We start from the raw sequence: 12,150 nt of genomic DNA on the forward strand, positions 1-12,150 counted from the left end.
AGCCGATGTCCTGGCTTTCCGGTAAATGAGTTGGGCAACGGTCAAACAATATAACTGGCGAGCGACGGCTCCTGTTTACATAAACGACGCCAATCAACAATTGGCATACGCACATGTAAACCTACACTGCCATCATCTTCATTCCATTCTTTCTCAATCGCCTGTAACTGATAAAAACGACTGCGCAGACGTCCGGCTTCCGGCGGCAAACGCAGGTCGTACTGCGCAATTTCACCGGCAAGGCGTTCTGATAATGCCTGCCACAGTAAAGGCAGACCGACCCCCGTCTGGGCTGACAGCCAGACGCGAATCGGCTTATTCTCTTCATCACGATCGATACGTGGTGCAAAATCCTCCAGCATATCGATCTTGTTCATTACCAGCAGGGCTGGAATTTCATCGGCCTCGATTTCTTCCAGCACGACGTTGACCGCCTCAATATTGTCATTGAGACGGACATCAGCCGCATCAATTACATGCAACAGTAAAGTCGCCTGGCGCGTCTCCTGCAAGGTTGCCTTAAATGCGGCAACTAAATCGTGAGGCAGGTGGCGAATAAAACCTACCGTGTCTGCCAGTACCACTTCTCCCACATCCGCGACGTTAAGGCGACGCAGGGTAGGATCCAGGGTGGCAAACAGCTGATCCGCAGCATAGACATCCGCGGATGTAATAGCGTTGAACAGGGTGGATTTACCGGCGTTGGTGTAGCCCACCAGAGAAACGGTTGGCACATCCGCTTTGGCCCGCGCCTGTCGGCCCTGCTCGCGCTGTTTTTCCACGCGCTCAAGACGGGACAGGATCAGGCTGATGCGATTACGCAGCAAACGACGGTCCGTTTCCAGCTGGGTTTCACCCGGACCGCGCAAACCAATGCCGCCTTTCTGGCGTTCAAGGTGCGTCCATCCACGTACCAGGCGGGTAGCCAGATGGCGTAGCTGTGCCAGCTCGACCTGCAATTTACCCTCATGGGTGCGGGCGCGCTGGGCAAAAATATCAAGAATTAAGCCGGTGCGATCGACAACGCGACATTCGCACAGCCGCTCAAGATTTCGTTCCTGAGCAGGGGATAAGGCATGATCGAATAAAACGACCGATGCTCCACTCGCTTTTACCGCATCGGCAATTTCAACTGCCTTTCCTTCACCGACAAAATATTTGGGATGTGGCGCTTTACGGCTGCCAGTAATAACCTGCAGCGCTTCGACGCCCGCAGAAGAGACAAGAGTTTCAAACTCCTGCAAATCTTCCAGCTCTTTGTCTTGGGAGAACCAGATGTGTACCAGTACGGCCTGCTCACCGGCATCATAACGGTCAAACAAGCTATAACCTCGCTAAAATAAAATAACCAGGACGGGAAAACGCATTCGCTCTCCAGCCCTGGCTTCACGGCAACACAAAAAATTATTCTGCGTTATCGCCGTCTTGTTGTGGCTGCGACTGAGCGGTTTGGTTGCTTCCGCCGTGGTGGTAGTTACTGCTTCCGCCGCTCGCATTGTTGCTATGGTGCGATACCGGACGAGAAGGAACTACTGTAGAGATGGCGTGCTTGTACACCATCTGGCTAACCGTGTTTTTCAACAAAATCACGAACTGATCAAAGGATTCAATCTGCCCTTGCAGCTTAATACCATTCACCAAATAGATCGAAACCGGTACACGTTCACGACGCAGTGCGTTCAAAAACGGGTCTTGTAAAGATTGCCCCTTAGCCATTCTATCTTTTCCTTATATGCTTGTTGTTTGTTACTTTTTGAACCGTGGTTCAGAAAAACTGCGTAAAAATTTGCGCACGATAACGGACCAATTGTACACAATCATCCCTGCTTAGCACTAACAACCTGAAGCACCGCATTACGCGCTAATTCTGGCTCATCACTGTCTAACCAGTGCACGTCGGGCCAGCCACGTAACCAGGTCATCTGGCGCTTCGCGAGCTGCCGGGTTGCGCAAATTCCCCGATAAACCATTTCGTTGTAATCGATTTCGCCAGTGAGGTAAGACCACATTTGACGATAACCTACACAACGAATGGAAGGCATATCCGTATGCAAATCACCTCGTGCAAACAGAGCACGAGCCTCCGCTTCAAATCCTGACGCCAGCATCTGGTTGTAACGCAACGCAATGCGTTGATGTAACAGCTCGCGGTTCGCCGGAGCGATCGCAAATTGGTACACGTCGTAGGGTAACGCTTCACCGGATGTTTTTGTCAGTTCCGTTAAAGTTTTACCCGAAATAAAAAAAACTTCCAGTGCTCGCGAAAGTCTCTGCGGATCATTCGGATGAATACGACTGCCGGCGACCGGATCGATTTCACACAGCTGGCGGTGAAGGTCATCCCAACCCTTTTCTGCCGCCATTTGCTCTATCCGCTGACGCACGTCCGGATCGGCCGAGGGCAGCGGCGACAATCCTTCAAGCAACGCCTTGAAGTAGAGCATAGTTCCACCAACAAGCAACGGAATCTTACCCCTTTGGGTGATCTCCGCCATTTCTGCCAGCGCATCGCGACGAAACTCAGCAGCGGAATAAGCTTCCGCCGGGTCGCGAATGTCCAGCAAACGATGAGGTGCCTGCGCTAACTCCTCAGCAGACGGCTTCGCCGTGCCAATATCCATCCCGCGATAGATTAAGGCAGAGTCAACGCTAATAAGTTCCACCGGAAGATGCTGACGTAACGAAATTGCCAGTGCCGTCTTACCGGAGGCGGTAGGCCCCATCAAAAAAATTGCCTTAGGCCGGCCAGCCTGGTTCTGTTCACTCATGCTTCAATGCGTTAATCGCACTCTCAATCTCAATGGCCTGTAACAGGCCAGAAGGCGGCGACTTCAGCAAGTGCGGACAGAGCCGTTCCAGCTCCGCCAGCAGCGTAATCGCCTGCGAGTGATTCCAGTGCGCTGCCTCTGCATCATCACGACGTGCCAGCCATTGGGCCAGCGAGGATGCAGAGACCTCTTGCTGCCGGGCGAGATAGCCTAACAGGTCTGGAATCAAGATTTGTAAATTTTGTGTTCGTAACGGTAAAGGCACCGCGCGTAGCGTCACATGCTGGCCTTCCCTTTGTAAATCAATGCCCATCGCAGTTAACAGCGCGGATTGCTGGCCAATAACCGCCAACTCTTCCGGGGCAATTTTCAACCTGACAGGAATGAGTAGCGGCTGCGGTTTTAACCCCTCTTCTCCAGGTTGCAACTGGGCCTGTTTCAGCCAGCGTGCTGCCACGGGTAGCGAAAGTAAGAATAGCTTATCGCCGCGTTCCAGCAGGGCATAGCTCTCGCGTACCACACTCAGCACCCGGCCAAAACTCTGTGCATGGGCAGCAAGTGGCATTTCGCGTTCAGGTTTAGGCGCGGGCTGCGGCTGCGGTGCCGCGACAGTGGCTGGCGTTTGCAGGAGCTGCTGATAAGCCACCCCTTCGCGCGCGCGATAAGTGGGCTCCTTTTGCTGCCAGCCGCCACTGGGGGTTGCCCCTGGCTGACGCGGTGCGGCCGCTGGCTGCGAAAAGTGATTCCCCCCCGCCGCCTGACGATTTTCTGGCTGCCACTGCGGCGCAGGTTCTTCTGCATGAGCGATCGGCAGTTCTGCCGCACGGCTGGCCTGCAACGCACTCATCACGCCCTGCCAGATAAAATCGTGCACCAGACGCGACTGATGAAAACGCACCTCATGCTTGGCTGGATGGACATTCACATCCACCTGATGCGGATCGATTTCCAGGTACAGTACATAAGCCGGTTGCTGCTCATCCCCCAGTTGAGTTTGGTACGCCTGGCGGATGGCATGATTGATCAGTTTGTCACGCATCATACGGCCATTGACGTAGCAATATTGCAGGTCGGTTACCTGGCGAGAACCCGCCGGATCGGCCACCCAACCACGCAACGCCAAATCGTCATGCTGCCAGTCAATTCTCAGCGCATGCTGCATAAAGGTGGTGCCGCAAATCGCCCCCAGCCGCCGCTCACGCTGCGCATCCTGGCTCACGCCGCGGTACTGGCGCATCAGCTTGCCATTATGGCTGAGTGAAATTGCCACATCGAAGCGCGCCAGCGCAATGCGGCGAATTACCTCATCTATATGGGTAAACTCGGTTTTTTCCGTGCGCATAAACTTGCGTCGGGCGGGGGTGTTGTAAAATAGATCGAGTACTTCCAGCGTCGTCCCCACCGGATGCGCGGCCGGTTTAACCGTCACCGCCATATCCCGCCCCTCAGCGTAGGCTTGCCAGGCTTCACTTTGATTTTCAGTACGTGAGGTGAGCGTCAGGCGGGAAACTGAGCTGATACTGGCGAGCGCTTCCCCGCGAAATCCGAGGCTAACGATGGCTTCGAGATCATCAAGTGAGGCGATTTTACTGGTCGCGTGGCGTGCCAGCGCCATCGCCAGCTCGTCTTTAGCGATACCACAGCCGTTATCACGGATACGAATCAGCTTCGCGCCGCCTTTTTCAATATCGACATCAATACGTGTCGCCCCGGCATCGAGGCTGTTTTCCACCAGCTCTTTCACCACCGACGCCGGACGCTCCACCACTTCGCCCGCCGCGATCTGGTTTGCCAGCTGTGGCGGTAAGATTTGTATAGGCATGGCGGTGTCCTTTTAACCGGCTGGCCCACCAGGGGCCAGCAATCAGGATTGCGGAATTTTCAGGGTCTGACCCAGCATCACATTGGAGGACTTCATATTATTGGCCTGCATGATGGCATTGGGGCTGACTCCGTAGCGGGCAGCAATGGCCGTCAGAGAGTCGCCACGCACCACTTTATGGCGCACCGGGCCACGAGCGGCCGTCGAGGCGACACCCGATTTAGCCGGAACTTTCAGACGCTGGCCGACCCAGACCACATCACGTTTCAGGTTGTTCATTTCACGCAATGTCGCCATGCTGACACCGTATTTTGCCGCAATGCCTGACAGGGTTTCACCGCGTGTCACCGTATGGCGCTGCGTCACGCCAGTATACTGCACCGTTCCCGTCGCCGGATTGCTGGCGACGCTAACCGCTGGTGCGTTGTCCAGCGGCCTATTTTCTTCCTTTGGGACCGATTGCAGCGGATGCGCCAGGAAGTAATTGCGCAGGCCTTTATAAATCGACTGGGCAATCTTCTCCTGATATGCGCTACTGCCAAGCAGTCGCTCCTCCGCGGCATTACTGATAAAGCCGGTTTCAACCAGCAAAGAGGGAATATCCGGTGAACGCAATACACCGAGGCTGGCGTGCTCTGGCAGGCGTTTATGCAATGGCGTGACGCTACGCAGCTGTTGCAGCACTTTCACCGCCACATCATAGCCAACGCGCTGTGAATGGCCGAATTGCAGATCCAGCACGGCCTGGCTCAGGTAAGGATCGGCCTGGCTGTTCGCCAGCAGGTCACCTGCACCGCCCAGCAGCTCCGATTGCTTCTCTTTCTGCTCCAGCCAGTTCGCCATTTCGCTATTTGCGCGACGGTTGGATAACACCCACACTGACGCCCCCGTTGCCGAATGGCTGGGTGCAGCATCGGCGTGAATCGATACCAGCAGGTTGGCATTCTCTTTGCGCGCCACGTCGGAACGGCCCATCACCGAGATAAAATAATCGCCGGTTCGCGTCAGCACCGGTTTAAACATGGGATCGCGATCCATCAGCGCCTTCAGCTTGCGCGCAATGGCGATGGTGACATTTTTTTCATGCAAGCCGTGCTGGCCTGAAGCCCCCGGGTCCTGGCCGCCATGTCCGGCGTCAATCGCCACGATGACCTGTTCGTTACGGCTTACCGAACCGCCAGGGCGTATCGTGGTATCACTGCTGCTCACTGCCGTCACCGGGTTGGCATTGAACGGATTCCCCTGGCTGCTGCTTTGCGTTTCCCGCACGGAACTTACTGGCGCAGCGTTACGTTTAGCGGTTTGCGTACCACGCATGGTAAACACCACACGATATTGATTACCTTCACGCTGCGTGGTGGCACGGGTGTGTGCTGCCTGCGTCAGCTCGAACACCAGACGGATACTTTGCTTATCCTGCGGTTTACTGTTGCGGATACGCTTAACCAGATTTTCGCCGCTGAAATTGAGCGGCAGCCCCTGAATATTGCCGCTCTGGCGGATATCCAGCACCACGCGATCGGGATTATGCAGCGGGAAAAAACCATACACCGGCTGGCCGTTGAAACTCAGTGTCACCGTCGCCTGGCTATCACCATTGTCAACTTTAATATCTGACAACGCGGCCGACAGCGCTGAAGCCGAAAACAGGCAGAGCAGGGCCGCAAGGACCATTTTCATCCGTGACATCATGCCTGATCCCTTTGCTGCTTAAAGTGTTGCAGCAGGCTTTCACCCTGCACCGAAACCGCCTGTAATTCTGCTTCACGCGCGTTATCAACGTAACGCAGCGTCAATGCCAAATCGGGGTCAGGCAACACACCCGTGCCCTGCTGCGGCCATTCGACCAGACAAATCGCCTCGCCGCTGAAATAATCACGAATCCCCATGAACTCCAGTTCTTCCGGATCGGCCAGACGATACAGGTCAAAATGATACAGGGTACGACTTCCCAGCGTATAAGGCTCGACCAGCGTATAAGTGGGGCTTTTTACATTGCCTTGATGACCCAGCGCCTGCAAAAAACCACGACTGAAGGTGGTTTTACCGGCACCCAGATCGCCATAAAGATAAATTACCGCCGCACTGCTGCATACGCGGGCCAGCTGTGCGCCAAGTTCAAGGGTTGCCGCTTCATCGGGCAAAGGGATAACACAGGTCTTCATGCTTTATTGTTGGATCATCTCAGGATTAACAAACTGCCACAGCAGTTCGAACAAATCGGTGGCCAGCATACCGCGCGTGCCACGCAGACGGGCAACGGCATCCGCTGCTGCACCATGCGCCACACAGCCTGCACAGGCCGCATCAAACAAAGCCAGTTTCTGGCCTATCAGCGCGGCAATGATGCCGCTCAGTACGTCCCCCATGCCACCAGAGGCCATACCGGCATTACCCACATCGGCAATCACCAGCTGTCCCTTTGCACTGGCAATCACCGTACCCGCCCCTTTCAGCACTGCCACGCCTCCGTAGCGTTTGACCAGCGCCTGGGCGGCATGGATGCGGTCACTCTCAATATCACTGGTCTTCACATCCAGCAAGCGAGCTGCCTCACCGGGATGTGGCGTGATGATGCGATTCTGACGGGAATCTGCGTTGATTGCCAGCAGGTTAAGTGCATCTGCATCCCAAAGCATCGGCTTTTCGCAAGCAGCGACCCTTTTCAGTGCCTGTTTCCCCCATTCACGCTGGCCTAAGCCAGGGCCAATGGCGATCACATCCGCCCATTCCAGTGCCTGTTGCAGGCGCGCCTCGCTCAGTGTATCCACCATCAGTTCCGGCCTGGCAGTCAGGATCGGCGCAATATTATCCTCATGCGTTAATACGCGAACCAGACCCGCACCGGCGCGCAGTGCCGCTTCCGCTGTCATGCGAATGGCCCCTGCCGTACCGGTATCGCCCCCCACCACCAACAGGCGGCCATGATCACCTTTGTGGGACGTCGCTTTACGCGGCTTCAGCCAGCGGGACAGATCCTGCGCATCAACCCGCTGCATCGGTGCCTCATTGCCGGTGAGAAACGGTGATAATCCCAGTTCGTCAACATGCAGCTGCCCAACATAATCACGAGCCTTGCCGGTGAGCAGACCCGGCTTCAGCACGATCATGCTGAGGGTATGAGCGGCAACGATGGCCGCACCCGGCGCAGTACCGTTTGCCGCCATCAGCCCGGACGGAATATCAATCGCCAGCACTGGCGCAACATGGGCATTTGCCAGTGTAATCAGATGAGCATAAGGCGCGCCGGGAGCACGATTTAGCCCGGTGCCGAGCAGTGCATCGACAATCACCTCAACCTGTTGCGGCCAGGGGAAATCGGCGGCATGAATAACCCCCCCAGCGGCCAGCCAGGCCTCCCGCGCTTGCTGAGCCTCCTCCGGCAACGGTTTGCTGCCCTCACACGCCAGCAGTGTCACCTGCATCCCAGCCGCTTGCGCCAGTCGCGCTACCACATAGCCATCCCCGCCGTTGTTGCCGTGGCCGCACAGAATCAGCCAGTGGCTGGCGTCAGGCCATAACCGACGCGCCAGTTCATAGCTGGCTTGACCGGCACGCAGCATCAATTCATACAGGGTCAATCCCAGGCTGTCGGCAGCATCACGTTCCAGTTGCCCTATCGCCTGCGCAGGCCAGACAGAGTGTGATAAACTGCGCGGGTTAGCATTCAATTCCTGGTTTCTCATGTCATACCCTCTCGATCTTCATCAGCTTGCCCAACAGATTAAACAATGGGGACGCGAACTTGGCTTCCAGCAGGTAGGTATTTGCGACACCGACCTCAGCGCAGAAGAACCCAGGTTACAGGCGTGGCTGGAGAAACAATATCACGGCGAGATGGAGTGGATGGCGCGTCATGGCATGATGCGCGCGCGCCCTCATGAGTTATTACCCGGCACGTTGCGCGTCATCAGCGTGCGCATGAATTATCTGCCTGCCAAAGCCGCCTTCGCCAGCACGTTAAAAAACCCTCAGCTCGGTTATGTTAGCCGATATGCGCTGGGACGCGACTATCACAAAGTTCTGCGTAATCGGCTGAAAAAACTCGGGGATAAGATCCAGGAGCATTGTGGCGAACTGAATTTCCGCCCGTTTGTTGATTCAGCGCCACTGCTGGAACGCCCGCTGGCAGCCAAAGCGGGACTGGGCTGGACTGGAAAACATTCTCTAATCCTTAACCGCGAAGCGGGTTCCTGGTTTTTCCTCGGCGAGCTGCTGATCGATCTGCCGCTGCCGGTCGATACCCCGCAGGAGGAGCAGTGTGGTCGTTGTGTGGCCTGCATGACCATCTGCCCCACAGCGGCGATTGTCGAGCCCTACACAGTGGATGCGCGTCGTTGCATCTCTTACCTGACCATTGAGCTGGAAGGTGCCATTCCCGAGGAGTTCCGTCCACTCATTGGCAACCGTATTTATGGTTGTGACGATTGTCAGCTGATTTGTCCGTGGAATCGCTATGGGCAATTGACAGATGAGGACGATTTTTCGCCCCGAGCAGTGCTGCATGCCCCACCCCTCACCACGTTATTTATGTGGGATGAAGCAAAGTTTCTGCGCGTGACGGAAGGATCGGCAATTCGCCGGATTGGTCATCTGCGCTGGTTGCGCAATGTCGCGGTAGCGCTGGGTAATGCCCCGTGGTCGGAAGAAAACATTACCGTACTGCAACAGCGTTCAGGGGAGCATCCATTGCTGGATGAACATATCGACTGGGCTTTGGATCAGCAGCGACAGAAACGTGCTGCACTGGCGATTGACGTTCAACCCGCCCGCAAACTGCGTCTGGTACGAGCGATTGAAAAGGGGCTGTCACGTGATGCGTGATTGAGCAAATTTACAGGATAAAATCCTTTTCCACATGCTGTGAATAAAATTATAAGTCCGATTGCAGGTATGCCCCGTTATATCGTCCAGTCATCGTACTAACAGACTGAAACATGAAAATAACCATTAAAATCAGTTAATTATTGATTAATCGTTAACATTTTCACATGTTTTACGTTGCGGGTACCTGTCCAGAGCCTGTGGATAACTCTGTTTAAAACAGTTTTGCAGATGGGGTAAAGCGCCGTCCGGGTGCACCAGACAGATTGTGGATAACCTGAAGAATTATTTTGGCAGCGACCGTCGCCAATTCGTCACTTACCTGCCTCAGCAGAATTGAGCAAAATTTCAGAAAACGCCCTGGCTGACACAGTTTTAGTGCTGTTCGTAATCTACGACAAACAACTTTAATGAATATAAAAATCTGGAGCGGGAAACGAGACTCGAACTCGCGACCCCGACCTTGGCAAGGTCGTGCTCTACCAACTGAGCTATTCCCGCGTAGGAGGTACTGCTATACAAATTTTGGAGCGGGAAACGAGACTCGAACTCGCGACCCCGACCTTGGCAAGGTCGTGCTCTACCAACTGAGCTATTCCCGCGTAGAGGGTGCTGCTATACAGATTTTGGAGCGGGAAACGAGACTCGAACTCGCGACCCCGACCTTGGCAAGGTCGTGCTCTACCAACTGAGCTATTCCCGCATCATCGTCGTCTTTTTGTTTGCGACTGCGTTGGCTTCCTTCACTCACCCAGGTCACTTACTTGAGTAAGCTCCCAGGGACTCGTTCCGTTGCCGCCTTGTTGCAAACAAAAACACTCGATGCTGCATCGTTGTATTTGTTCGCGACTGCGCAAACTAAAAACTGACTCTGTACCATACCGAAATTCTTCATCGGTACGGGGTGCGCATTATACGAGAAATCCTTTCCATCGCAAGAGCCTGAAAGCAAAATTTTGCGCTTTCCGCGCGTTTGCTGCTTAATTCAGCAACCTGCTGTTTTCCTGCGCACCCTGACCCGCTTAAAGCTGCAAAAAGTGCTCGCGATAATAAGCCAGTTCCGCCACCGATTCGCGAATATCATCCAACGCCTGATGACTGCCGCTCTTTTTGAAACCTGGCAGGATATCGGGCTTCCAGCGGCGCGCCAGCTCTTTCAGGGTACTGACATCGAGATAACGGTAATGGAAATAGGCTTCCAGTTCCGGCATGTATTTAAACAGGAAGCGACGATCCTGACCGATGCTGTTGCCACAAATCGGCGAGGTATTCGCGGGTACCCACTGTTTCAGAAATTCGATGGTTGCCAGTTCAGCAGCATGATCGTCGTACTGGCTAGCTTTCACACGCTCCACCAAACCGCTATTGGTGTGAGTACGCACGTTCCAGTCATCCATCAGCGCCAGCTGCGCATCGGATTGATGCACCGCAAGCACCGGCCCCTCTGCCAGAATATTCAGGTTTGCATCGGTCACCAGCGTGGCGATCTCAATAATACGATCGCGTTCCGGATCCAGTCCGGTCATTTCGAGGTCGATCCAAATCAGATTGTTTTCATTTCCAGCTGTCATGCGTTTTCCGCCCGTTGCCAAAGTCGTCATTAGACTAAATTAAGGTGTATCATAGACGTTTTGCCCAGCGGGGCGAAGCCTGGCGAAAGCGTGAGAGGATGCGTGAGCAAAAATAAACTGTCGAAGGGTCAACAACGTCGTGTGAGTGCGAACCACGAGCGTCGTCTGAAGCAACGGAACGAAAAACCGGAACCGGATGACAGCCTGTTTGGGGAAGCAACCGATGGTGTAGTGATCAGCCGCTTCGGCATGCACGCAGACGTCGAGGACAGCGCGGGTGAGGTGCATCGCTGTAATATCCGTCGCACCATCCGTTCGCTGGTGACGGGCGATCGCGTCTTATGGCGTGCTGCGAATGAGAACGGCGGCAAAGGGATCGTCGAAGCTGTGCACGATCGTACCAGCGTACTGACGCGCCCCGATTATTACGACGGTATCAAACCGATCGCCGCCAACATCGATCAGATCATTATCGTTTCAGCGATCCTGCCGGAACTGTCACTCAACATCATCGATCGTTACCTGGTTGCCAGCGAAACCCTGGGGATCGAGCCCCTGCTGGTGCTGAACAAAACCGATCTGCTGGATGACGAGGCTCGCGCCTTTGTCGATGAGCAGATGGATATCTATCGCCATATTGGTTACCGCGTGCTGATGGTCTCCAGCCGTGCCAAAAATGGCCTGGCCGAGCTGGAAGCCGCACTGACTGGCCGCATCAGCATTTTTGCCGGACAGTCTGGCGTCGGCAAATCCAGCCTGCTGAATGCCTTGCTGGGTCTGGATGTTGCCGGTGACGAAATCCTGACCAACGACATCTCGGATGCCTCGGGTCTCGGCCAGCACACCACCACCGCCGCACGCCTGTACCATTTCCCCCACGGTGGCGATGTGATTGATTCCCCTGGGGTACGTGAATTTGGCTTGTGGCACCTGGAGCCGGAACAAATTACCCGTGGATTTGTCGAATTTCGTGAGTTTCTTGGCAGTTGCAAATTCCGCGACTGCAAACATGACAACGATCCGGGCTGTGCCATTCGCGAAGCGGTAGAAAACGGGATCATCAACATTTCCCGTTTCGATAACTACCACCGTATTCTGGAAAGCATGGCGCAGGTAAAAACACGTAAAAACTTTTCCGCCAGCGAAGATTAATGAGTACAACGGC

General features: G+C 54.8%; 10 protein-coding genes and 3 tRNA genes. 2 read left to right on the plus strand and 11 right to left on the minus strand.

All coding sequences use genetic code 11. The features are described from left to right. Positions 1 to 41 precede the first annotated feature (41 nt). The 7 genes from hflX to nnr all read right to left on the minus strand — a co-directional run bounded on the left by hflX (position 42) and on the right by nnr (position 8,276). Positions 42 to 1,322 carry a ribosome rescue GTPase HflX gene (gene hflX / locus AC6I8X_RS17930; RefSeq protein ID WP_299458405.1) on the minus strand — a complete coding sequence of 427 codons (1,281 nt, stop codon included), beginning with the start codon at positions 1,320 to 1,322 and terminating at the stop codon, positions 42 to 44. A gap of 82 nt (positions 1,323 to 1,404) precedes the next feature. Next, entirely contained in the window at positions 1,405 to 1,716 is a 312-nt protein-coding gene (gene hfq, locus AC6I8X_RS17935) for an RNA chaperone Hfq (RefSeq protein ID WP_084877160.1), read from the minus strand. A 101-nt stretch (positions 1,717 to 1,817) separates the two neighbouring features. Continuing rightward, positions 1,818 to 2,768 carry a tRNA (adenosine(37)-N6)-dimethylallyltransferase MiaA gene (gene miaA / locus AC6I8X_RS17940; RefSeq protein ID WP_299458402.1) on the minus strand — a complete coding sequence of 317 codons (951 nt, stop codon included), beginning with the start codon at positions 2,766 to 2,768 and terminating at the stop codon, positions 1,818 to 1,820. Next, positions 2,761 to 4,590: a DNA mismatch repair endonuclease MutL gene (gene mutL, locus AC6I8X_RS17945; protein WP_497840241.1), complete on the minus strand. Its 1,830-nt coding sequence runs from the start codon at positions 4,588 to 4,590 to the stop codon at positions 2,761 to 2,763. Before mutL ends, miaA begins: the two co-directional genes overlap by 8 nt. Before the next feature lie 42 nt (positions 4,591 to 4,632). Further along, the gene (gene amiB, locus AC6I8X_RS17950) at positions 4,633 to 6,282 is read right to left on the minus strand and encodes an N-acetylmuramoyl-L-alanine amidase AmiB (protein WP_497840242.1); all 1,650 of its coding nucleotides are present in this window, start codon (positions 6,280 to 6,282) and stop codon (positions 4,633 to 4,635) included. Then, positions 6,279 to 6,755, minus strand: a complete 477-nt coding sequence (tsaE, locus tag AC6I8X_RS17955) for a tRNA (adenosine(37)-N6)-threonylcarbamoyltransferase complex ATPase subunit type 1 TsaE (RefSeq protein WP_084877172.1) — start codon at positions 6,753 to 6,755, stop codon at positions 6,279 to 6,281. The genes amiB and tsaE overlap by 4 nt, the downstream gene beginning before the upstream one ends. Positions 6,756 to 6,758: 3 nt before the next feature. Further along, complete coding sequence (gene nnr / locus AC6I8X_RS17960; RefSeq protein WP_497840243.1) at positions 6,759 to 8,276, minus strand: bifunctional ADP-dependent NAD(P)H-hydrate dehydratase/NAD(P)H-hydrate epimerase; 1,518 nt, start codon at positions 8,274 to 8,276, stop codon at positions 6,759 to 6,761. Between nnr and queG the strand changes: the two genes are divergently transcribed. Next, complete coding sequence (gene queG, locus AC6I8X_RS17965) at positions 8,275 to 9,414, plus strand: tRNA epoxyqueuosine(34) reductase QueG (protein WP_084877179.1); 1,140 nt, start codon at positions 8,275 to 8,277, stop codon at positions 9,412 to 9,414. The two genes, nnr and queG, sit on opposite strands and share 2 nt — an antisense overlap. Before the next feature lie 425 nt (positions 9,415 to 9,839). Here queG and AC6I8X_RS17970 read toward each other — a convergent pair. The 4 genes from AC6I8X_RS17970 to orn all read right to left on the minus strand — a co-directional run bounded on the left by AC6I8X_RS17970 (position 9,840) and on the right by orn (position 10,985). After that, positions 9,840 to 9,915 (minus strand) — tRNA-Gly (locus AC6I8X_RS17970). 25 nt (positions 9,916 to 9,940) lie between these two features. Next, positions 9,941 to 10,016, minus strand: a tRNA-Gly gene (locus tag AC6I8X_RS17975). Positions 10,017 to 10,041: 25 nt separating this feature from the next. Beyond that, positions 10,042 to 10,117 (minus strand) — tRNA-Gly (locus AC6I8X_RS17980). 319 nt (positions 10,118 to 10,436) lie between these two features. Continuing rightward, the gene (gene orn, locus AC6I8X_RS17985) at positions 10,437 to 10,985 is read right to left on the minus strand and encodes an oligoribonuclease (RefSeq protein ID WP_208716662.1); all 549 of its coding nucleotides are present in this window, start codon (positions 10,983 to 10,985) and stop codon (positions 10,437 to 10,439) included. 102 nt (positions 10,986 to 11,087) lie between these two features. Here orn and rsgA point away from each other — a divergent pair, with 102 nt between their 5' ends. Then, positions 11,088 to 12,137, plus strand: coding sequence for a small ribosomal subunit biogenesis GTPase RsgA (gene rsgA / locus AC6I8X_RS17990; RefSeq protein WP_497840244.1), 1,050 nt, complete (start codon positions 11,088 to 11,090; stop codon positions 12,135 to 12,137). Positions 12,138 to 12,150: the final 13 nt, after the last annotated feature.

It is taken from the genome of Pantoea sp. X-Soil-TKNS-1280 (assembly GCF_059730475.1).